This window comes from Pseudomonas sp. TH04 (genome assembly GCF_016651355.1).
Lineage (GTDB): Bacteria > Pseudomonadota > Gammaproteobacteria > Pseudomonadales > Pseudomonadaceae > Aquipseudomonas > Aquipseudomonas fluorescens.
In genome coordinates this window covers 1,244,931-1,265,286 of sequence record NZ_JAEKEA010000001.1, presented here as the reverse complement: position 1 = coordinate 1,265,286, position 20,356 = coordinate 1,244,931, and the positions used below count along the sequence as shown (strand labels likewise).

22 protein-coding genes are annotated in these 20,356 nt (G+C 61.6%); 15 read left to right on the top strand and 7 right to left on the bottom strand.

Annotation, left to right across the window (positions count from 1 at the left end; translation table 11 throughout):
- Positions 1-27 precede the first annotated feature (27 nt).
- The 9 genes from JFT85_RS05460 (at position 28) to JFT85_RS05420 (ending at position 9,017) form a co-directional block, all read left to right on the top strand.
- Positions 28-570, top strand: coding sequence for a fimbrial protein (locus JFT85_RS05460; protein WP_053255556.1), 543 nt, complete (start codon positions 28-30; stop codon positions 568-570).
- A gap of 60 nt (positions 571-630) precedes the next feature.
- A complete protein-coding gene (locus JFT85_RS05455; protein WP_053255557.1) occupies positions 631-1,371 on the top strand; it encodes a fimbria/pilus periplasmic chaperone in 741 nt (246 codons plus the stop codon).
- A gap of 34 nt (positions 1,372-1,405) precedes the next feature.
- Positions 1,406-3,991, top strand: a complete 2,586-nt coding sequence (locus tag JFT85_RS05450) for a fimbria/pilus outer membrane usher protein (protein WP_342366870.1) — start codon at positions 1,406-1,408, stop codon at positions 3,989-3,991.
- A gap of 12 nt (positions 3,992-4,003) precedes the next feature.
- Entirely contained in the window at positions 4,004-5,167 is a 1,164-nt protein-coding gene (locus JFT85_RS05445) for a fimbrial protein (RefSeq protein WP_078828028.1), read from the top strand.
- Positions 5,168-5,281: 114 nt separating this feature from the next.
- Positions 5,282-6,508, top strand: coding sequence for an EAL domain-containing response regulator (locus JFT85_RS05440; protein WP_078828029.1), 1,227 nt, complete (start codon positions 5,282-5,284; stop codon positions 6,506-6,508).
- Positions 6,505-6,906, top strand: a complete 402-nt coding sequence (locus JFT85_RS05435; RefSeq protein ID WP_053255560.1) for a hypothetical protein — start codon at positions 6,505-6,507, stop codon at positions 6,904-6,906. Before JFT85_RS05440 ends, JFT85_RS05435 begins: the two co-directional genes overlap by 4 nt.
- 72 nt (positions 6,907-6,978) lie before the next feature.
- Positions 6,979-7,338, top strand: coding sequence for a hypothetical protein (locus tag JFT85_RS05430; protein ID WP_053255561.1), 360 nt, complete (start codon positions 6,979-6,981; stop codon positions 7,336-7,338).
- Positions 7,339-7,460: 122 nt separating this feature from the next.
- The gene (locus tag JFT85_RS05425; protein ID WP_053255762.1) at positions 7,461-8,645 is read left to right on the top strand and encodes a sugar transporter; all 1,185 of its coding nucleotides are present in this window, start codon (positions 7,461-7,463) and stop codon (positions 8,643-8,645) included.
- A gap of 15 nt (positions 8,646-8,660) precedes the next feature.
- Positions 8,661-9,017: a lysozyme inhibitor LprI family protein gene (locus JFT85_RS05420; RefSeq protein ID WP_053255562.1), complete on the top strand. Its 357-nt coding sequence runs from the start codon at positions 8,661-8,663 to the stop codon at positions 9,015-9,017.
- Positions 9,018-9,080: 63 nt separating this feature from the next.
- Here JFT85_RS05420 and tal read toward each other — a convergent pair whose 3' ends face one another.
- The 4 genes from tal to JFT85_RS05405 all read right to left on the bottom strand — a co-directional run bounded on the left by tal (position 9,081) and on the right by JFT85_RS05405 (position 11,658).
- Positions 9,081-10,004, bottom strand: coding sequence for a transaldolase (gene tal, locus JFT85_RS05415; RefSeq protein ID WP_053255563.1), 924 nt, complete (start codon positions 10,002-10,004; stop codon positions 9,081-9,083).
- Between the two features lie 148 nt (positions 10,005-10,152).
- Positions 10,153-10,287, bottom strand: coding sequence for a hypothetical protein (locus JFT85_RS28545; RefSeq protein WP_255311514.1), 135 nt, complete (start codon positions 10,285-10,287; stop codon positions 10,153-10,155).
- 44 nt (positions 10,288-10,331) lie between these two features.
- Positions 10,332-10,565: a hypothetical protein gene (locus JFT85_RS05410; protein WP_139372205.1), complete on the bottom strand. Its 234-nt coding sequence runs from the start codon at positions 10,563-10,565 to the stop codon at positions 10,332-10,334.
- A 148-nt stretch (positions 10,566-10,713) separates the two neighbouring features.
- A complete protein-coding gene (locus tag JFT85_RS05405) occupies positions 10,714-11,658 on the bottom strand; it encodes an aliphatic sulfonate ABC transporter substrate-binding protein (RefSeq protein ID WP_053255564.1) in 945 nt (314 codons plus the stop codon).
- A gap of 207 nt (positions 11,659-11,865) precedes the next feature.
- Between JFT85_RS05405 and JFT85_RS05400 the strand changes: the two genes are divergently transcribed.
- From JFT85_RS05400 to JFT85_RS05385, 4 genes are read left to right on the top strand one after another with little or no spacing between them, the layout of a single operon-like run.
- On the top strand, positions 11,866-13,197 hold the full coding sequence (locus JFT85_RS05400) for an LLM class flavin-dependent oxidoreductase (RefSeq protein WP_201229419.1): 1,332 nt from the start codon (positions 11,866-11,868) through the stop codon (positions 13,195-13,197).
- Positions 13,198-13,219: 22 nt separating this feature from the next.
- Positions 13,220-14,287 carry an ABC transporter substrate-binding protein gene (locus JFT85_RS05395; protein WP_053255566.1) on the top strand — a complete coding sequence of 356 codons (1,068 nt, stop codon included), beginning with the start codon at positions 13,220-13,222 and terminating at the stop codon, positions 14,285-14,287.
- Entirely contained in the window at positions 14,274-15,263 is a 990-nt protein-coding gene (locus JFT85_RS05390) for an ABC transporter permease (RefSeq protein WP_201229416.1), read from the top strand. Before JFT85_RS05395 ends, JFT85_RS05390 begins: the two co-directional genes overlap by 14 nt.
- Positions 15,257-16,051: an ABC transporter ATP-binding protein gene (locus JFT85_RS05385; protein ID WP_053255568.1), complete on the top strand. Its 795-nt coding sequence runs from the start codon at positions 15,257-15,259 to the stop codon at positions 16,049-16,051. Before JFT85_RS05390 ends, JFT85_RS05385 begins: the two co-directional genes overlap by 7 nt.
- Before the next feature lie 148 nt (positions 16,052-16,199).
- Here JFT85_RS05385 and JFT85_RS05380 read toward each other — a convergent pair whose 3' ends face one another.
- Positions 16,200-16,742 (bottom strand): acyl-CoA thioesterase, encoded by a 543-nt coding sequence (locus JFT85_RS05380; RefSeq protein WP_069552203.1) that lies wholly within the window; start codon positions 16,740-16,742, stop codon positions 16,200-16,202.
- 107 nt (positions 16,743-16,849) lie between these two features.
- Here JFT85_RS05380 and JFT85_RS05375 point away from each other — a divergent pair, with 107 nt between their 5' ends.
- A complete protein-coding gene (locus JFT85_RS05375) occupies positions 16,850-17,809 on the top strand; it encodes a GlxA family transcriptional regulator (protein WP_069552243.1) in 960 nt (319 codons plus the stop codon).
- A gap of 1 nt (position 17,810) precedes the next feature.
- Here the strand turns inward: JFT85_RS05375 and JFT85_RS05370 are convergent, their stop codons facing one another.
- Positions 17,811-18,674 (bottom strand): LysR family transcriptional regulator, encoded by an 864-nt coding sequence (locus JFT85_RS05370; RefSeq protein WP_069552202.1) that lies wholly within the window; start codon positions 18,672-18,674, stop codon positions 17,811-17,813.
- A 101-nt stretch (positions 18,675-18,775) separates the two neighbouring features.
- Here JFT85_RS05370 and JFT85_RS05365 point away from each other — a divergent pair, with 101 nt between their 5' ends.
- Positions 18,776-19,774 (top strand): quinone oxidoreductase family protein, encoded by a 999-nt coding sequence (locus JFT85_RS05365; protein ID WP_053255571.1) that lies wholly within the window; start codon positions 18,776-18,778, stop codon positions 19,772-19,774.
- A 62-nt stretch (positions 19,775-19,836) separates the two neighbouring features.
- Here JFT85_RS05365 and JFT85_RS28415 read toward each other — a convergent pair whose 3' ends face one another.
- The gene (locus JFT85_RS28415; protein ID WP_242486520.1) at positions 19,837-20,301 is read right to left on the bottom strand and encodes a hypothetical protein; all 465 of its coding nucleotides are present in this window, start codon (positions 20,299-20,301) and stop codon (positions 19,837-19,839) included.
- Positions 20,302-20,356: the final 55 nt, after the last annotated feature.

Here is a 20,356-nt window from a genome sequence, read left to right as displayed (position 1 = left end):
TCATAACCTTCCCTTTGGAGCTGTACCATGAAAGTTCAAGCACTCACCCTCGCTGCCCTGTTTTGCGCAACCGGCGCTCAGTTCGCCACTGCGGCCGATGGCACCATCAATTTTGCCGGCGAGTTGGTCAGCCAGACCTGCACCATCTCTGTTGGTGGTGTGGTCAGCCCAGCGGTCGCCACCGTCACGCTGCCGACCATTTCCAACAGCCTGCTCGACGTCGCCGGCAAGACCGAAGGCCGTACAGGCTTTGACGTCACCCTGAGCGGTTGCACGGGCACGGCAACCACCGCCGCCGCGTTCTTCAACTCCGGCGCCACCGTCGACCCCGCCACCGGTAACCTGAACAACACCACCGGTACCGCCTCGCTGGTGCAGTTGCAGCTGATCGACGCCGTGAACGGCAACGTCATTCAGGCGGGCAACACCAACCAGAAAACCAACACCTCGCGTAACACCCTGGCTTCCGGCGGTGTGCGTATGGATTACGCCGTGCAGTACTACGCAACCGGCGCCGCCACCCCTGGCACCGTGCTCAGCTCTGTGACCTACAACATCGACTACAAGTAAGTCGCTTGCACATCAGTGCGCCGTGACCGGCGCACTGATGTAGGGCGGAGGAGGTGTCTTATGTCTTGCGTGAAGAAAGTTCGGTTTGGGGCCTGGTTGATCCTGGCTTCGCTGGTCTGTTCCCAGGCCATGGCCGGTGTGGTGATCACCGGGACTCGCCTGGTGTACCCGGCCAGTCAGAAAGAAATCACCGTAAAGCTCAACAATAACGGCTCGAAACCTGCGTTGGTGCAAGCCTGGGTCGACACCGGGGATGTGCAGTCCAGCCCCACCAGTTCCAAGGCGCCGTTTTTGCTCTCGCCGCCGGTCTCGCGAATTGACCCGAGCAAAGGCCAGAGCCTGCGCCTGATGTTCACGGGGGCGTCCTTGCCGGCCAATAAAGAGTCGGTGTTCTGGTTCAACATATTAGAGATCCCGCCCAAGGCCGAAGGCCCGGTGGAGATGAATGTGCTGCAAATGGCCTTCCGCTCCCGGATCAAGATTTTTTACCGCCCCGACGGCCTGCCAGGTTCGCCCGGCGACGCGCCGCAACAGGTGCAATGGAAAGTGATTGCCGACGGTGCGGGTTATGCCTTGCAAGCGTTTAACCCAACGGTCTACCACGTGTCTTTGGCGGAATTGACCCTGGTCGCGGGCACCCAGCGTTACGAGGGTGACGGCGGCATGGTCGGCCCCGGTGAAAGCACGGTGTTCGCCTTGCCGACTCTCAAGTCTCAGCCAGGCGCTTCGGCACAGGTCGAGTTCAACGCCATCAACGATTACGGCGCTTTAGTGCCGACCAAGCAGCCGCTGAAGCCCTGATCGTTACGCGATCGTTCCCGCGCACGAGTACCTTATGACGACTATTCCACGCCTGGGCAATTGCCCGCAGGTGCAACCTCGCTTTGCCCTCAATCCAGTGACTGCAATGCTGATCAAGGCCCTGGCACTGTTGCCGGGCGTGATGACCGTGCAAGGGGCATGGGCCGAAGACGTGCAGTTCAACGATGCCTTTTTGCCTGAAGACTCCCGCAGCCTGGACCTTGCACCCTACGAGAAAGGTAACCCGGTACTGCCCGGCGAATACCGGGCAGACATGGCGATTAACGGCAAGCTCGTCACCCGTCAGGATATTCGTATTAATGCGGCTGAGGACGGGAGCAACCCGGTGGTCTGTTTCAACCAGAGCATGTTGGAACTGCTCGGTGTGGATATGCACAAGCTGTCGCGTGAAGCCTTGGCGAGCCTGGAAAGCGGCGCGCCGTGCCTGGACATCGGCCAGTTGATCGACGGCGCCACGGCCAGTTTTTCGCCGTCCACCCAGTTACTCGACATCAGTGTTCCGCAAATCGCCCTGCGCCGTGATGCCAGGGGCTATGTCAGCCCGGAGCTGTGGGACCGTGGCGTCACTGCTGGCACCCTGAGCTACACCTTCAACGGCAGCCACAACAGAACCGACTTCGGTAATGACGATTCGGCTTACCTGGGGCTGAACGCCGGCTTGAACCTCGGCGACTGGCGCTTGCGCCATAACGGTTCGATGAGCTGGCAGAAGGAAACAGGGCAAAACTACCAGACCCTCAATACCTACGCGCAGCGTGACATCACCCCTTTACGCAGCCAACTGACCGTGGGCGAGTCCAATACCAGTGGCGAAATCTTCGACACCCTGGCGTATCGCGGTGTGCAGCTGGGTACCGACGATCGCATGTTGCCTGAATCCCAGCGCGGTTATGCGCCGGTGATTCGCGGTATTGCCCGCACCGGTGCACGAGTCGCAGTCCGCCAGGCCGGTAATCTGCTCTACGAAACCAGCGTGGCGCCGGGCGCCTTTGTGATTGATGACCTGTATTCCACCGGCTACGGCGGCGACCTCGACGTCACCGTCTATGAGGCGGATGGCAGTGAGCAGCGCTTTATCGTGCCTTACGCCGCCGCGGCACAACTGTTGCGCCCTGGCACTTCACGCTACAGCGTCACGGCCGGTGAGACCCGCAACAACTTCACCTCGCGCCAGGCCAGGTTGGCGCAGGGCACCTATCAGTTGGGGTTGAGCAATATCTTCACTGGCTACACCGGCGCACAAGGCAGCGACGATTACCGCTCGCTGCTGGGCGGCCTGGCATTCAGTACGCCGATCGGCGCGATGGCGATCGACGTCACCCAGGCCCAGACGCAGTTCAAAAGCGGCCAGGACAGCGGGCAAAGTGTGCGCATGAGCTACAGCAAAAATATTCTCAGCACCGGCAGTAACTTTGCCTTGGCCGCCACACGGTTTTCCACGGAAAAGTACCTGGACTTCAGCAATGCCACGTTACTGCTGGATGCAGAGCGTAATGGGATCGACACCAGCGCTTACGGCCGCCCACGCAGCCGGATGTCCCTGACCGCCAACCAGAGCCTTGGGCCCTGGGGCCAGGTGGCGTTCAGTGGTTTCTCGCAAGACTACTGGAATCAGCCGGGGCGGGATGTGCAGTACCAGTTCAGCTACAACAAGCAGGTTGGGCGTGTCAGCTATGGCGTGAGTGCCAACCGCAGTCGGGTCGGCTTGGGGGAGATGGATAACAGCCTGCTGTTCACGATGAGCATGCCGTTGGCGTTTGGCGCCTCGACCAACCAGCCACAGTTGTCGACGCGCTTAATGCGCGATACCAATAGCCAGTACAGCGAACAAGCCACCCTCAGTGGCACCGCCGGCGAGGATCGCCAGTACAGCTACAGCCTGACCGGTGGCCACGAAGGTGCCACGCGTTCCAACAGTACCTCGGTCAATGGTCAGTACACCGGTTCCAAAGCCTTGGTCGGCGCGACAGTCAGCCGTGGCGAGGGTTATGACAGCCTGTCCGTGAATGCCAGTGGCAGTGTGGTCGCGCACCCGAATGGGGTGACGTTCACGCCGTATCGCGGTGAAACCATGGCTGTTGTCAGCGCGCCAGGTGCCGAGGGCGCCAAGGTCGTTGGCTTCCCAGGTCTCAAGCTGGATGGCCGTGGCAATGCGGTGGTGCCTTACCTGCGCCCTTATGAGCTAAACGAAGTGGCGATTGACCCGCTGGGTTCTTCACTGAATGTCGAGATGGCAGAAACCAGCCAGCAGGTCGCGCCGCGTGCCGGGGCCGTTGTCGCGCTCAAATATGGCACCAGTACTGGTGAGGCATTGTTGCTCAGCGTCACCCTGGCCGATGGCAGCCCGCTGCCGTTCGGCGCCACGGTCAATGACGATCGCGGCGTTTCGGTAGGGCTCGTCGGGCAGGGGGGCCAGTTGTACGCGCGGGTCAAGGAAAACGCCCGGCAACTGCTGATCAGTTGGGGACCGGCTGCGGAGCAGAAATGCATGCTGGCGCTGCCTCCGGGCAAAAGTGATGGCCAACAACTGCGTCAAGTGGATGTGGTGTGTTCGTCGCAAGCGAATGCTCCGCGGCTGAATGCCGCGCTGTTGAAATAATTCGGAGATGTCATGAAAACTATATTGGCTTTTGTTCAGAACGTTATGCGCCGACCGGTCTTCAGTCTTGGCGGTTGGGTAGTCTGCGCGCTGGGCCTGATCGCCAGTGAAAGTGCTCTTGCTGCGACGTGTCGGTTTGCCGACAGCAACCCGGTGGGTAATCGAGGTGTCGTGGTCACCATGCCGTTATCGGGCGGGAACCTCACGGTGGGACGGGATGTGCCTCTGGGCGCCGAAGTCTATCGGCAGACTTTTTTTCCGGCCACCAGCATCAACGTGAGCTGCAATGACATTGCCACTTACGCGATCGAGCGAAATTTCTTTACCCGCACCCCTTTGCCACTGGCCAGTTGGTCAGGCAGCCCGTATGCCGGAAAGGTTTATGAGAGCGGCGTCGCCGGAATTGGAATCGTGGTCGTCCATGGCGCGGATGCAGTGCCCTACGACTGGAACTGGAGAAACTGCTCGGGTGCTTCTGGGACCTGCACGATCCTCTTGGGTCCTGGCACTACGTCTTACACCGTGCTCTTTATCAAGACGGGTCCAGTCTCGGCAGGCGTGATCAACGGCAGTAATATTCCGTCGGCTGCGCGTGATTTGATCACGGATAACACCATTGCCCCGGTCCGGCTGGATTTTTCCGGCAGCATTAATATCGTCTCGCGCACCTGTTCTACCCCGGATGTATCAGTGCCTATGGGCCAGCATCAACTCGCTGAGTTTTCGGGCCTGAACACAGCAACGCCTTGGCAGGACTTTAATATTGCGCTGAACAATTGCCCGGCGTTCAACGGCTACTACCAGGCGAGTGGGCCGACTTGGACCAGCAACGGCGGCGCTGGCAGCGTCGGTAACCTGAACTCCCGCAAAAACAACGTACTGCAAGTACGTATCGACCCGACCCGCACGCCTCTGAATGCTTCGCTGGGTATCCTGAGTCTTAACCCTGCTGCCCCGGGTGGCGATAAAGCGGCTACCGGTGTGGGGGTGCAAGTGGCTGACAGCGCAGGGGGGCCGCTACCGTTGGCCACGTTGCGCGCCAGTGGCATCACGCCTCGTACCGACGAGGGCGCGAGCTATGTCATCCCGCTGAAGGCTCGGTACATTCAGACCGAAAGCAGCATCACCGCCGGCCCCGCGAATGCGACGGCCACATTCACTATCAATTACTACTGAGCCCCCTGCGGGAGGCTCAGAAAAATCCTAACAAAATTGCGGACGTTTCTACGCGAATGGCTTCGATCGTTTGCGCACACTCGTCCCCTCCCTTTAGCAAGCGAGAGAGCCGTCATGTCCTTTACATCGCTCCGGGTGTTGGTACTCGAAGACCACCTTTTCCAGCGTTCCGTGGCCGTCAACCTGCTCAAACAACTGGGCTGCGGCGAGGTCCTGGAGGCGGGTAACGGCACCGAAGCCCTGGCTGTGCTGCAAGGCGCCGGTTCCGTGGACGTGGTGGTCTGTGACCTGCAAATGGAAGGCATGGACGGGCTGGAGTTCATTCAACGCATCAGTGCGACCGGCCAGGTCGGCGCAATTATTGTCAGCAGCGGGTTGCCGGGGGATGTACGCCGTGCTGTGAGCCAGATGGGCGCCTTGCTCGGCGTCAACATGCTCGGCGATACCGGCAAACCGTTGCAGGTGGAGACGTTGCAGCTGTTGCTCGAACGGGCCTTGAGTACCCGCCGCAGGACGCCGCAACCGTCGTCGAGCCTGGAACTGGCCGACGAGCAACAGGTGCGGCGGGCACTTCTCGAGCAACAACTGCAAGCCTATTACCAACCCAAGTTCGACTTGCACAGTGGCGCCGTGCTGGGCGTGGAGGTACTTGCTCGTTGGAACCACCCCTTCCAGGGAGTGCTGTCACCGGCGGTGTTTCTGCCGGCGATGGAGCGCAGCGGCCTGATGGACGACTTGTTGTTTTGCCTGATGCAACAAGCGCTGGTCCTTCAGGGGCAGGCCCTGAGCCAGGGACTGGCCTTGGACTTGGCTTTCAATCTGCACGCCGCGCAGTTGGCCGACGTGGAACTGACGGCGCGGATCAAAACCCTCCTCGCCACCCATCAGACGCCCTGCGCCAGTGTGACGTTCGAGCTGACTGAAAGCGGATTGCTTGAAGTGCCGGCCGTCTCCCTGGAGAACCTGGTGCGTTTGCGCATGATGGGCTGCCGCTTGTCCATCGATGACTTCGGCGCCGGGTTCTCTTCGTTGCAGCGCCTGTGCCAGTTGCCGTTCACCGAAATAAAACTCGACGCGGAATTCGTCCGCGGCCTGTTGCACGAGCCGCGCTGCCGAGCCGTCATCGGCAGCACCCTGGCCCTGGGGCAGACCCTGGGCATGTCGGTGGTGATCGAAGGCATTGAAACCACCGAACAGCATCAAGCATTGCTGGCATTGGGTTGCACCCAGGGGCAGGGCTATTGGCATGCACGCCCCATGAATGGCGTCGACCTGCTGCGCTGGTTGCAGCGCAGTGCCGGGCGGCCGGTGTCCAGCAACCTTGCCGGTGCCCATCGATGATTAACAAAGCGCTGCGCATCATGATTGCCGACCCCGAGCATGCTCAACGCCTGCGCCTGGAGCGCGATCTCAATCGCCAGGGCTATTACGCCATTGCGCCGGTTCCGAGCCTGAGCGACCTGCTCAACCTGGTGGAGTATGGCGACCGCGGCTTTGACCTGGTGCTGATGAATGCCAGCCTCGCCGGCAACGAGGGGTTCAACCTGGATGATTTCTGCCGTGATCATTCCTCGGTGGGGCAGGTTTTCATCTACGACCTGCCGCCGCGGCAACTGACGATCCAGAGCGCGAAGATCGACGACCGCCTGGTGTTCAGCGCTGTACAACTGCCGGAAGCGGCGTCAATCAGGCGGTTGGCGCACAAGGCTGACTTATCGCGTCTATCAGTCATTTCTTAAAAACACGAAATCTCTCAAGTCTGTGCAAAAAATGTCGACTACCTTCTAAATAACCCGAGAAGGAACATCGACATGAACGGTATGCGTTTGCCAATCGCTACAGGCTTCCTTGCGGTGTGGGCGGGGGCCTGCATGGCCTCATCCCAAGGTGTGATTCAATTTCATGGCAGCATTGTCGAGTCGGGATGTACGACTTCGGCAGGGAACAGCTCGGTGATGGAGTTGAAGGGGTGCCCGATGGCCAGCCGTGGCAACCATTTCGATGTACGTCCGGTCGCCAGCGTCAAAGCGTTGGGCAATGCGGCAGCCAACGTAAAGTTGGTAGCCGACATCGGCAACGGGCGCTATTACGACCAGCGGTATGTCTTGGTGGATAGCCTCGGAAAGCCAATTCAATCGGGTAACTACGTGATCACCATGACCTCGCCTTAAGCGACCCTAGGGCGTTTTGAGCAGGATGAGCGTCAACAACGGGCCGAGAAACCTATAGAATGCTCGGCGGCGGCGCTGTTCTGCGTGGCCGTTTGATCATCGCCAGAGTACCTCGCCCGTCAATGAGCCTTTCAGCCGCAACGCCCCAAGCCAACTGGCAACCGGTCATCGCCCTCGCGTTGGCCGCCTTTGTGTTCAATACCACCGAATTCGTGCCCGTTGGCCTGCTTAGCGCCATCGGCGCCAGCTTCGACATGCCCATCGCCAGCGTCGGCCTGATGCTCACCATCTATGCCTGGATTGTGTCGCTGACCTCGCTGCCGGTGATGCTGCTGACGCGCAACGTTGAGCGGCGCAAGCTGCTGATCGTGCTGTTCGGCCTGTTTATCGCCAGCCACATTCTTTCCAGTGTCGCCACCAGTTTTGGCTTGTTGATGGTCAGCCGCATCGGCATCGCCTTGTCCCATGCGTTGTTCTGGTCGATCACTGCCTCGCTGGCGGTACGCCTGGCGCCACACGGCAAGCAGGTGCAAGCCCTCGGCTTGCTGGCCACCGGCACCTCGCTGGCGATGGTCCTGGGCATTCCGTTGGGGCGCCTGCTCGGCGAGGCGATGGGTTGGCGCACCACGTTCCTGGTGATTGCCGCGTTCGCCGCCGCCCTGGTGTTCTGGTTGGCGCGCACCTTGCCGCCGCTGCCAAGCCAGAACTCCGGCTCGCTGCGCAGCCTGCCGTTGTTGTTCAAACGCCCTGCACTGGTGGCGCTCTATGTGCTCACCGCCATGACCGTCACCGCGCAATTCACCGCCTACAGCTACATCGAACCCTTCGTCGAAGGTGTCGCCGGCATGAGCAGCAATGCCGTAACCCTGATCCTGCTGGTGTTCGGTGGCGCGGGCATCATCGGCTCGCTGCTGTTCAGCCTGGTGCACCGCTTCAACCCGCACCTGTTTGTGGTCAGCGCGGTGTTCCTGCTCGCCGCGTGCCTGGCGCTGATGCTGCCATTGAGCGGTGCCGAGGCGTACCTCGTCGGCCTGAGCGTGGTCTGGGGCATGGCGATCATGGGGTTTGGCCTGGCCATGCAGTCCAAGGTGCTGGTGCTGGCCCCGGACGCCACCGACGTGGCCATGGCGATGTTTTCCGGGATCTACAACATCGGCATCGGCGGCGGTGCGCTGATGGGCAGCTGGGTCGGCAGCCACTTCGGCTTCGCCTGGATCGGCGCCGCAGGCGGGTTGTTGGCGGCACTGGCGTTAATTGGGTATTGCCTGGCGATTCATCGGTTCGGGCAGGGCGTGGTGCGTCACTGAGGAGACAAACGTCTGATGATCAAAACCCTTGCTATTGCAGTTCTTACGGGTGTTTGCGGGCTGCTGCTCAGCCCCGTAGCTTCGGCCGCCAGTTTCGACTGTGCCAAAGCCAAGGCGCCAGACGAAATCGCTGTCTGCCAGCACGTCAGCCTGAATGACCAGGATGTGACGATGGCATTGCTCTACGACTTGAACAAACACTTCATGGCCATGGGCGCGCGGGGCTCATTGATGGACGGGCAAAGCGCGTGGCTCAAGCAGCGTCGTGCGTGCGGCGCGCAGGTGAGTTGCTTGACTGATGCCTATACGCAGCGGATCAGGATGTTGCGCCGGTTTATTGATGAGCAGGTGATGACGAAAGGGCCGTTCTAAGACCCTGTTCGTCATTCTACTTCCGGCTTTTGATAAATAGCCTGTGATTCATAGGCAGGACTATCACAAGGCAGCCAGCACGGCCTCGAGTTTTTCCTGATCCCGCGCAAACTGCCGAATCCCTTCCGCCAGCTTTTCGGTTGCCATCGCATCTTCATTCGACGCCCAGCGGAACTGCGCTTCGGTCAACTGCTGACGCGCTTCGCCCTCGGCGCCCGGCACCAATTTGCGCGCCAGCGGGCCGGTATCTTCAGCGAGTTTTTGCAGCAAGTCCGGGCTGATGGTCAGGCGATCGCAACCGGCCAGTTGTTCGATCTGGCTGAGGGTGCGGAAGCTGGCGCCCATGACCACGGTGTTGATCTGGTTGGCCTTGTAGTAGTTATAAATGCGCGTCACCGACTGCACGCCCGGGTCTTCAGCACCGGTGTAATCCAGGCCGGTGTTTTTGCGGTACCAGTCGTAAATGCGGCCCACGAATGGCGAGATCAGAAACACGCCCGCATCGGCGCAGGCCACGGCCTGGGCGAACGAGAACAGCAGCGTGAGGTTGGTCTGGATGCCGGCTTTTTCCAGGCGTTCGGCGGTGCGGATGCCTTCCCAGGTGGAGGCCAGTTTGATCAGCACGCGGTCGCGGCCGATGCCGGCCTGGTCGTACAGGGCGATCAATTGGTTGGCCTTGGCCCAAAGTGCGTCTTCGTCAAAGGACAAACGTGCGTCGACTTCGGTGGAGATGCGCCCCGGGATCACTTTGAGAATGCCCGCGCCCACCGCTACCGCAAAGTGGTCACACGCCAGGCCCACATTCCCTTTGGACAGGTTCACCGCGTTGCGCAGCAGCTCGGCGTATTCCGGGATGGCGGCGGCCTTGAGCAGCAGCGACGGGTTGGTGGTCGCGTCGACCGGGCGCAGGCGGCTGATGGCTTCCAGGTCGCCGGTGTCGCAGACCACGGTGGTGAATTGCTTGAGTTGTTCGAGCTTGGACGTCATGGGCGGCGGTCTCCAGAGGCGGCAGGGGACACCCGTTGTACCATTTCCCGAGCCGCTTGTTTACCCGCTCGCCGATCCGCCAGGCCTCAGGGACGCTGGTGTTCTGCGGCCAACGGTTCTGGAACAACTGCACGTCTACCTCTTGGAACTAGCCGTTGCGCGTAAACGGCGCGGTCGCGAGCCACCTCAGCAGGTGGGCTTGATCATCACTGCCCACCCCCATCAGCGAACCCAACGGTGTGCCGTCGGCGCCCAGTAACGGCCCGGCAACCGCGACGGCCAAAGGAAACCTTTGCCCTTCTTTGACCGTTCACGCCCACCGGCGGCCTACCCATTTGATACACGGACTTGATAGCGAGGCATGTCTGTACAAGACAAGGTTTGGGTATCAATGTAACCCCTCGCGTCAGCTAACGTCGGTTGGCTCACGGTCCTGCTTCCATCTGGTTTTACAACGCGATAGGCGTTGGCCTGACCGACCAGGTTGCCATAGCTGTCGTAGTGACCGCCGCATGGCCCTGCCTCAATTCGATAACCTTTGTAGTCTTCGACGAATGCCATGGTCATGTTCCTTGCAGGGTGGGTTGACCACGTCAGACTAAGAAGCATCGCAGGGAGCGTCTACTGTGAAAACTAACAGGCTCTCAGAACAAACGGCGATAGGTTTTATCGCAAGGCACGCTTGACGAATGAGGCGCGACGCTTGGCCTCACGGCGTCCACGTCTGCACCGCCTGCGCATCCACCGCCTGGGGTAACAGCCCCGCCTTGAAGAACGCATCGGCAATCTTCTGCTGTTCACCCAACTGGTCCACCGTCACCGGCTGCACCTCATAGCTGCGGTGCGCATTGGCGGCTTCAACCGTGGCCACGTCCAGATTACCCCACAGCGGGCCGAGCACTTTCGCGGCGTCCTGCGGGTTGGTTTTCAGCCATTTACCGGTTTTTTCCAACTGCTCATACACCACCTTCAACACCTCGGGGTGCGCCTTGGCGTAAGACGTGCCGGTCAGGTAATAGCGCTTGTAACTGGCCAGCCCGGCGCCATCGGCGAGGGTGCGCGTCGGTAGCTGGCGTTGCACGCTGGTGAGGAAGGGTTCCCAGGTGACCCAGGCGTCGACCTTGTTGTTTTCGAACGCTGCGCGACCATCGGCCGGTGACAGATAGGCCGGCTCGATATCCGAAAAGGCCAGGCCGGCCTTGGCCAGCGCGGCGATCAATAAGTAGTGGGTGCCGGCCGCCTTGGTCACCGCGATTTTTTTGCCTTTCAGGTCCGCCAATTGCTGGATCGGCGAGTCCTTGCGCACCACGATGGCCTGGGCTGACGGCGAGGGCGCTTCCTGGGCGAAGTAGGTGAGCTTGGCCTGGGCCGCCTGCGCGAAGATCGGCACGGTGTCGGCCACGTCAGCGCTGATGTCCACGTTGCCCACATTCAGGGCTTCGAGCAGCGGCAGGCCGCTGGGGAACTCGTGCCAGCTCACACCGATATCGTCGGCTTTGAGGGCTTTTTCCAGGGTGCCCTGAGTTTTCAGCAGGGTGATCAGGGTCGAGGACTTCTGGTAACCGATGCGCACGGTTTCCTGGGCTTGTGCGCTCAGGGCGACGGAACAGGCCAGCAGCCCGATAACAAGGGCGAGGGGACGACGAATAGGCATGGTGCGCTCGATTTTCAGCGAAATATCTTCAAGCTTAAAGTTCTAAAAAGCATTCGATAAATACTCTTTTGATCTGAGCTTAGGTGGCTTTTTTGAGGTTTCGGCGAATCGGGCATAACCATAGAATTATATCGTTCTTTCATAATAGGAGATTATTAATATAAGTTTTAGGCCTGAATCTATTCTGCCCCGCTGCCAAGGCTTCCCATGACAACCAGCCGCCAAATCCACTTATCCGCCTTCTTGTTGAGCGGTCCCGTGGTGCACAGCCACGCGGTGTGGCGCCACCCTGAAACCGTCGGCAATTACCTTGACCCCGCGTATTACGCTCGCGTGGCCAAGGTGGTAGAAGAAGGCCTGTTCGACTTCCTGTTTTTCGCTGATCGCCTGGCTGTGGGCGACCAGATGGGCGGCTCGCGTGAGTTCGCCTTGCGCTACGGCGCCCAGGACGCCACGCGCCTCGACCCCTTGCCGATCCTTTCCTACCTGGTCGGCCAAACCACCAAACTGGGCCTGGGCGCGACCCGCTCCACGACCTACTACGAACCGGCGCATATCGCCCGCGAATTCGCCACGCTCGACCACCTGTCCAAGGGCCGTGCGGCCTGGAATATCGTGACCTCGATGAACGACAGCGAAGGGCGCCTGTTCGGCAAGGACAAGCACCTGGAACACGACCTGCGCTACGACCGCGCGGATGAATTTGTCGAGGTCGCGCTGAAACTCTGGAACAGCTGGGGCGAGGGCGCGCTCAAGCTGGACCGCGACAGCGGCGTGCTCGCCGACCCTGCGCTGATCCAGTCGGTGCAGCATCAGGGCGACTGGTTCAAGGTCGAAGGCCCGCTGAATATCCCACGCACGCCCCAGGGCCGGCCGGTACTGATCCAGGCGGGTTCGTCCGGGCGCGGTCGGCGGTTTGGCGCGCGCTGGGCCGAGGCGATTTTCACCATTCACCCACACCTGGCGGCCATGCGCGCCTTCCGCGAGGACGTGCGCGCCCAGGTGGTGCAACAAGGGCGCTACGCCGACAGTTGCAAAGTGCTGACTGCGGTAATGCCGTTTATTGGCGGCAGCGAAGCCGAGGCACGCGCCAAACGCGACACACACAACGCCCTGGCGCGGCCCGAGTTGGGCCTGGTGACACTGGCTTCGCAGCTGAATGTGGACCTCTCGCCCTTCCCGTTGAACACCACCTTGGCCGAAGTGGCGCGGTCGCCATTGGTGCACGCCGCTGCCGCCGAAAAGCTGCTGATGCAGGGGCCCGAAATAACCCTGGAACACCTCGGCCGCATCTTTGCCAGCAGCGTGCGCGTGCCGCAATTGGTGGGCACCGGGGCGCAGATCGCCGATCAGTTAGCCGAGCTGTTCGAGCAAGGCGGTTGTGACGGGTTTGTGATTTCACCGGGCTACTTGCCGGGCTCGTTCAGCGAATTTGTCGAGAGCGTGATTCCGCATTTGCAGCGCAAAGGGGTGTTCCGCACGGCGTACGAAGGTTCGACGCTGCGCGAGCATCTGGGGCTGGCCGATCTCACTAACTGATTTGATAAAAGGGATATTTCGCATGCCTGCTTTTGATCACTTAACCCGCCGCCGTCTGCTCGGCCTGGCCGGCATCACCCTGGCGAGCCCCTTGCTGCTGTCCCTGCCACGCCTGGGCCTGGCAGCCAATGAACAGGCGGGCCACAACACGCCACAGGAGCCGGCCGGCACTGGCGAGTTTATCCGCCTCGATGCGCCACGCTCACTCAAGCTGGCGGTCAACCTCAATGCGGTGTGCCTGGCCCCGGTGGTGATTGCCCACGGCCAGGGGTTCTTCAAGAAGCACAACCTTGAGGTTGAACTCGTCAACTTCGGCAACTCCACCGAAGTGCTGCTCGAAGCCATCGCCACCGGCAAGGCCGATGCGGGCGTGGGCATGGCACTGCGTTGGCTCAAGGCGCTGGAGCAGGGCTTTGATGTGAAACTCACTGCCGGCACCCATGGCGGTTGCCTGCGGTTGCTCAGTGCGGTGAACGGCGGCGTGACGAAACTGGAAGACCTCAAGGGCAAGGCCATCGGCGTCACCGACATGGCCAGTCCGGACCGTAATTTCTTCTCGATCCTGCTGAAAAAACACGGCGTCGACCCGGTGCGCGATGTCGAATGGCGCCTGTACCCGGCCGACCTGCTGGGCACCGCTCTGGCGCGCGGCGAAGTGCAGGCGGTCAGCGGCAGTGACCCCTTCATGTACCGCTTGATAAAGTCCGGCGTGGCGCGCGAATTGTCCACCAACCTGGTGGAGGAATACGCCAACCTCAGCTGCTGCGTGGTGGGCGTTACCGGCAAGTTGGTGCGCGAAGACAAGCGCGTGGTGGCGGCGCTGACCCAGGCCATTCTGGAAGCCCACGATTATTCCGTGCAGCACCCCGAAGCGGTTGCCAAGGGCTTCCAGGCCTATGCGTTGAACACCTCGACCGAAGAAGTGCAGGCGATCCTCCACGATCACACCCATGGCCACCATGCGGTCGGCGCGGCGCTGACCCAGGAAATCACCACCTACGTCACCGACCTGAAAACTGTGGAAGTCATCAGCAAAGGCACCGATCCGGTGGAATTTGCCAAGGAGATCACCGCTGATGTCTTCAGTTGATACCACGGCCTTGAACCCGCCTCTGGCGTTCAAACTCTGGTGGCAGGGCGTAAGCGTGGTGGCTGCCTGGTTGGCGGTTGCCGTGTTGATCAGCTATTGGCCCAACGCGACGCGCCATTGGCCGCTGACTCAGGGGCTGGCAAACCTGTGCGTGGGTGTGGCCGTGCTGTTTATTGGCTTGAGCCTGCTCGGTCGGCACGTTTCGACACTGGGTCGACGGTTGCGCAATGCCGGGCCCTGGCTGATCGCGTTGCCGGTGTTGCTGGGCATCTGGGAACTGCTCACGGCCAAACTGGCGCTGCTGCCGGTGCCGTTTTTCGCGCCGCCCCAGGCGTTGCTCGCGGTGTATCTCGAAGACTACGCGCGCCTGGCCGACAGCCTGTTGCATTCGGCGTTGCTGCTGGGCTCGGGCGTGGCGTTGGGGGCGGCAACCGGCTTCGTCGCGGGGGTGGCGATTGGCTGGTCCACGCGGATCGGCTACTGGCTGCACCCGGTGTTGCGCATCCTTGGCCCGGTGCCCTCGACGGCATTGTTGCCGCTGTGTTTTTTCCTGTTCCCCAGCAGTTGGAGCGCCAGCGTTTTCCTGATCGCCCTGGCCACCTGGTTTCCGGTCACGGTGCTGACCTGGTCCGGCGTGGCGAGTGTGGATAAAGCCTATTACGACGTGGCGCGTACCCTGGGGGCCAAGCACGCTTTTTTAATCTTCAAGGTGGCGATTCCCGCCGCGTTGCCCCATGTGTTTGTCGGCCTGTTCATGGGCCTGGGCGCCTCGTTCTCGACCCTGGTAGTGGCGGAAATGATGGGGGTGAAATCCGGTATCGGTTGGTACCTGCAATGGGCCCAGGGGTGGGCGGCGTACGCGAACATGTACGCGGCATTGTTGATCATGGCGCTGGCGTGTTCAGGGTTGATCACCGGGTTGTTCGTGGTGCGTGACCGGTTACTGGCCTGGCAGAAAGGAGCGATGAAATGGTAGCCCTGGCACACGCGGCATCGACATCGGCATCGACGGGGCTGGCGTTGCGCATAGAACAGCTGAGTCACGGCTTCGCCTTGGACGGGCAACACCTGCCGGTGCTGGAGCGGGTTTCGCTGGACGTAGCGCCGGGCGAATGTGTGGCGCTGCTCGGGCCTTCGGGGTGCGGTAAATCCACCTTGCTGCGCCTGGTTGCCGGGTTGGAACCGGCTGACGTCGGCAGGGTGTTGGCCGATGGCCAACCCATTGTCGGCCCGGACCCGAGCCGGGTGGTGGTGTTCCAGGACCCGACCCTGTACCCGTGGCGCCGCGTGTGGGACAACGTGGCGCTTGGCTTGGAGGCTCAGGGTTTACTCAAGACGCATGCGTTCAAGGTGGATGAGGCATTGGAAAAGGTCGGCCTTGGCGCGTTTGCCCGTGCGTATCCTCGGCAGCTTTCCGGCGGCATGGCGCAGCGGGTGGCATTGGCGCGCGCGTTGGTCAATCAGCCACGGTTGCTGATCCTCGACGAACCGTTGGGCAAACTTGATTCATTGACCCGCATCACCATGCAAAAGGAACTCATCGACCTGTGGCAGCGCCAAGGCTACACGGCGCTGCTGGTGACCCACGATGTGGAAGAAGCCTTGTTGCTGGCCAACCGTGTGATTGTGTTCAGTGACCGCCCGGCGACGGTTCAGGCGCAGTTGAGCATTGATCGACCTTACCCGCGGCACCGCGATGATCCTTATTTGGTGGACCTGCGCCGGCAGATACTGGGCCTGCTGGGGTTGGGCGAGAGCTGGTAGTCATGACCGCGTTTTCTTCAGCCGCGATAACGCAGCGCTTCCACCCGCAACGCACACGCCGGCGAAGCCTGTCGCCGGCTTGGGTAGTACACAGGCCAAACCCATCCGCAGCGGCCTTGAGCAGTTGTTACGCCACCGCGCCGTGACCTCAAACCTGCTCCTCTTCGCGCAACTGCACACTCAAATCATCACAACTCTGCGCCCAGTCGCTCAGCCACTGTGGCATAGGCGGCGACGCCTCGGCCAAGCCCAGCTCGCGCAAGAACTCGGCCGGGGGCAGGGTGCCCTTGGCTGATTTAAACAGCCCGCGCATCACCACCACGCCCACCACTCGACCCTTGCTGACAAAACGGTGTTCCATCAGGCTCCATTTGTGGTCCCAGCCGAGCATGCGGGTGTGCACCTCGAACACTTCGAACAGCTTCAACTCGCGGCGAAACTTGCCCCAGGTATCGCCGACGATCGGCAACGCCTGGTTGCGCAGGGCCACGCGAAACGCGCCGGTGCGCAGTACAAAATCCATGCGTGCAACGTCCGCCAGGGAGAAATACCGGCCATTGGTGACATGCCGGTTGATATCCAGGTCCAGCGGCCATACGCGCATGCGCACCACGGTGGTTGCCAGGCCATGGGCGGGCTTGCGCCAGGGGCGGCGGGACAACATGAACAGCAAGCGAAACCAGAGATTCATAAAAGCGCCAGGCAGTTGATCAAGGGCCGCACTTTACGGGCCCGAGATCGGCTAAAGTAGGTGCGCAAATGACTTATTTCATGCCAAAAACGCACGTGGGCGCTTTTATGCACATTACCTTGCTGCTGGCGGACCAATGCTCCGCCGCCAGTGCGACCCTGGCCCTGGAAATGCTCAGTGCCGCCAACCTGTTTGCCGACCACCCGCCGTTCGAGATCGTGGTCGCGTCCCTCGACGGCCAGGCCGTGGACGCCTGGGGCGGGCAGCGTTTGCAGGTGGCGTGCGCCGTTGCGCAGGTGCGTCAGACCGACCTGATCCTCATCCCCGGTTTCCTCTTTACCCTCAAAGAGGCTTTGCCGACTTTTTCTGCCTACGGCCCCTGGTTGCGAGAACAGCATGCCCAAGGGGCCGTGGTGGCGTCGATGTGCACAGCGGCGTTTTTGCTCGCCGAGACCGGCCTGCTGCAAGGCCTGCGGGCCACCACCCACTGGGCATTCGCGGAGTTGTTCCGGCGCCGTTATGCCGGCGTGGTCCTGGATGACGGGCAGATCCTCTGCGAAGAAAACCGCGTAATCACCTGCGGTGGCGCGAGCGCGGCAATGGATTTGATGTTGCACCTGATCCGCCGCTTCGGCTCACCGGAGCTGGCGCATACCTGTGGCAAATACCTGCTGATCGACAACGTGCGCACCGAGCAGTCGGTGTATGCGATGTGGTCGTTGCCCAAGAGTCATGGCGATGGCGAAATCCTGCGGGTGCAGCATTGGCTGGAACAGCACTTTGCCCAGGCGCTGGTGATTGACGACGTGGCCCGGCGTTTTGGCTTTGGCGTGCGCAATTTCAAGCGGCGTTTCAAGGAGGCGACCGGCTATACGCCCATCGCCTATGTGCAAACCCTGCGTCTGGAGCGCGCCAAACAGATGCTGGAGTCGACGCGCATGACCCTCGACAGCATCACCTACGCGGTCGGCTATGAAGACAGTAACTCGTTCCGTCGTCTGTTCCTGCAGCGCGTGGGGATGCTGCCGGCGGCGTATCGCAAGAAATTCCTGGTGACGTCGGGCTGAGTCAACGGCGCAGCTGCGGCTCACTTTCAATGCATGCCACCAGAAACTCCATCACCGCTTTCACCGACGGTGAGCGACGGATATCCGGGTACACCGTGAGCCAGATATCGCGCACCGGGCCGTCGCTGGCGGTGGGCAGTCGCGCCAGCAGCGGGTCGTGATCGCCCACCAGGGTGGGCAGCACCACGGCGCCAACGTGCGCGCGGGCGGCCATCTGCTGGGTGATCAGGTCACTGGCGGCAAACACGATTGGGCGGTGGCCGCGCAGTTGATGCATCCACGCTTGTTGGGGCAAGTGGTCGCGGCTGCTGTCGTAGGCGATGAAGGTCCATTGAGCGGCCGGTAGCCGGTTAAGTTCAGGCGCGCTGTAGAGCCCAAAACGCACCACGCCGACCTTGCGGCGCACCAGTGCGTCTTCGTCGGGGCGCACCGTGCGCAAGGCAATATCGGCTTCGCCCTTGTCCAGCGCGGCAAGCTGGGTGGAGGGCATCAGGACCAGGTTCAACTGCGGGTACTCGGCGCGCAACCGCGCCACGTGAGGCGCGATGCAATGGTTGGCGATGGACGGCGGGCAACTTACCCGCACGGTGCCGGCCAGTTCGATGGAGGCGACGCGCGACAGGCGTAGCACTTCGGTGGCCATCTCGCCCATGCCAGCCGCCAATTCTGCCAGCGCCAGGCCTTGGGCCGTGAGCGGGCGGCTGCGGGGCAGGCGGTCCACCAGTTTCACGCCGAGGGCTTTTTCCAGCGCGTCGACGCGGCGCCCGACGGTGGCGTGTTCCACCTGCAACTCGCGGGCGGCCGCCGACAGTGACTGGGTACGGGCCAAGACGGTGAAGTAATACAGATCCTGCCAGTCGAACATCGGGTTATTTCCGCACAGAGGCTGGGAGAGAGTGGGGAATATTCCAGCCGATCAAGTCCTTTTACCATGGCCGCTTCCCAGTGCAAACGGAGTTGTCCCGCATGAAAGCCATCACCCTGCAAGCCTACGGTGGTCCCGAAGTCGCCCAACTTTGCCACCACGTTGCAAAACCCCAGGTCACGGCCGGGCATGTGCTGGTCAAAGTGGCCTGCGCCGGGATCAATTTCATGGACATTCATACGCGCCAAGGCAAATACGCACACTCTGCCACTTACCCGGTGCGCCTGCCGTGCACGTTGGGTATGGAGGGCGCCGGTGTGGTGGTGGAGGTCGGCCCGGGCGTGAGTCATCTGGCCGTGGGCGACCGTGTGGCCTGGTGCATCGCCTGGGGCGCGTATGCCGAGTACGCCCATGTGCCGGCCGACAAAGTCGCGCAGATTCCCGGCGCCATTACTTTCGATCAGGCTGCAGCGGCGATGTTTCAGGGCTGCACGGCCCACTACCTGATTGACGATGTGGCCCGTTTGCAGGCGGGCAGCACCTGCCTGGTTCACGCGGCATCCGGCAGCATCGGGCAATTGCTGGTGCAAATGGCAAGACGGCGCGGGGCGACGGTGTTCACCACCGGCAGCACCGCCGAGAAATGCGCGATTGCCCGGCAGCGCGGCGCGCATCAGGCCTGGACGTACGAGGGTTTTGCCGACCACGTCCTGCGCGCCACGGACGGGCGCGGGGTGGACGTGGTCTTCGATTCGCTGGGCAAAAATACCTTGCGTGAAAGCTTTCGGGCCTGTCGCACGCGTGGTTTGATCGTTAACTACGGCAACGTCTCGGGATCGTTGACGGACCTTGACCCGATTGAACTGGGGGAGGCGGGCTCGTTGTTTTTGACACGACCACGGCTGGCCGACCATATGGCCGATGGGGCGACCGTGCAACGGCGTGCCAATGCGGTATTTGCGGCGATGCTGGAGGGGGCGCTGACGGTGGAGATTGCGGGGCATTACACCCTGGAGACGGTGCAGCAGGTGCATGAACGCATCGAGGCACGGCAGCAGATCGGCAAGGCGGTGGTGTGGGTGGACCCCAGCCTGGATTAATCAGGGACGAAAAAAAACCGGCTGATCAGGCCGGTTTGGGGTGCCCCGCAAACAGTGCGGGGTTATGCGTTGTTGCCGCGCAGACGGTCCGCACCGCCTTCCGCCAGACCACGTTCCTGCAGACGATCAGCACCGCCTTCCGCCAGACCGCGTTCCTGCAGACGGTCAGCACCGCCTTCAGCCAGACCACGTTCCTGCAGACGATCCGCACCGCCTTCGGCCAGACCGCGTTCCTGCAGACGGTCAGCACCGCTTTCAGCCAGACCACGTTCCTGCAGACGATCCGCACCGCCTTCGGCCAGACCGCGTTCCTGCAGACGATCAGCACCGCCTTCAGCCAGACCGCGTTCCTGCAAGCGATCAGCACCGCCCTCGGCGACACGACGTTCCAGCAGACGATCAGAACCGCCTTCTGCTACGCGGTTACCTTGCAGGCGATCCGCGCCGCCTTCAGCGACAACCGGGTGAGCAAAAGCATTTGCAGCGAGTACCGAGAAAGCGAGGCTAAGCAAGATTTGGCGTTTCATGGTGGTGTGCTCCGAGTGTTTTAGTGGGGTGCCGTTTGGCATGGGTTTGATGTTA

Coding starts and splice junctions, on each gene's coding strand:
- JFT85_RS28415 (WP_242486520.1), bottom strand. CDS start 20,301: ATGAAACGCCAAATCTTGCTTAGCCTCGCTTTCTCGGTACTCGCTGCA.
- JFT85_RS05455 (WP_053255557.1), top strand. CDS start 631: ATGTCTTGCGTGAAGAAAGTTCGGTTTGGGGCCTGGTTGATCCTGGCT.
- JFT85_RS05450 (WP_342366870.1), top strand. CDS start 1,406: ATGACGACTATTCCACGCCTGGGCAATTGCCCGCAGGTGCAACCTCGC.
- JFT85_RS05430 (WP_053255561.1), top strand. CDS start 6,979: ATGAACGGTATGCGTTTGCCAATCGCTACAGGCTTCCTTGCGGTGTGG.
- JFT85_RS05425 (WP_053255762.1), top strand. CDS start 7,461: ATGAGCCTTTCAGCCGCAACGCCCCAAGCCAACTGGCAACCGGTCATC.
- JFT85_RS05445 (WP_078828028.1), top strand. CDS start 4,004: ATGAAAACTATATTGGCTTTTGTTCAGAACGTTATGCGCCGACCGGTC.
- JFT85_RS05440 (WP_078828029.1), top strand. CDS start 5,282: ATGTCCTTTACATCGCTCCGGGTGTTGGTACTCGAAGACCACCTTTTC.
- JFT85_RS05460 (WP_053255556.1), top strand. CDS start 28: ATGAAAGTTCAAGCACTCACCCTCGCTGCCCTGTTTTGCGCAACCGGC.
- JFT85_RS05380 (WP_069552203.1), bottom strand. CDS start 16,742: ATGAATCTCTGGTTTCGCTTGCTGTTCATGTTGTCCCGCCGCCCCTGG.
- JFT85_RS05435 (WP_053255560.1), top strand. CDS start 6,505: ATGATTAACAAAGCGCTGCGCATCATGATTGCCGACCCCGAGCATGCT.
- JFT85_RS05395 (WP_053255566.1), top strand. CDS start 13,220: ATGCCTGCTTTTGATCACTTAACCCGCCGCCGTCTGCTCGGCCTGGCC.
- JFT85_RS05420 (WP_053255562.1), top strand. CDS start 8,661: ATGATCAAAACCCTTGCTATTGCAGTTCTTACGGGTGTTTGCGGGCTG.
- JFT85_RS05365 (WP_053255571.1), top strand. CDS start 18,776: ATGAAAGCCATCACCCTGCAAGCCTACGGTGGTCCCGAAGTCGCCCAA.
- JFT85_RS05385 (WP_053255568.1), top strand. CDS start 15,257: ATGGTAGCCCTGGCACACGCGGCATCGACATCGGCATCGACGGGGCTG.
- JFT85_RS05375 (WP_069552243.1), top strand. CDS start 16,850: ATGCACATTACCTTGCTGCTGGCGGACCAATGCTCCGCCGCCAGTGCG.
- JFT85_RS05390 (WP_201229416.1), top strand. CDS start 14,274: ATGTCTTCAGTTGATACCACGGCCTTGAACCCGCCTCTGGCGTTCAAA.
- JFT85_RS05405 (WP_053255564.1), bottom strand. CDS start 11,658: ATGCCTATTCGTCGTCCCCTCGCCCTTGTTATCGGGCTGCTGGCCTGT.
- JFT85_RS05410 (WP_139372205.1), bottom strand. CDS start 10,565: ATGGCATTCGTCGAAGACTACAAAGGTTATCGAATTGAGGCAGGGCCA.
- tal (WP_053255563.1), bottom strand. CDS start 10,004: ATGACGTCCAAGCTCGAACAACTCAAGCAATTCACCACCGTGGTCTGC.
- JFT85_RS05400 (WP_201229419.1), top strand. CDS start 11,866: ATGACAACCAGCCGCCAAATCCACTTATCCGCCTTCTTGTTGAGCGGT.
- JFT85_RS05370 (WP_069552202.1), bottom strand. CDS start 18,674: ATGTTCGACTGGCAGGATCTGTATTACTTCACCGTCTTGGCCCGTACC.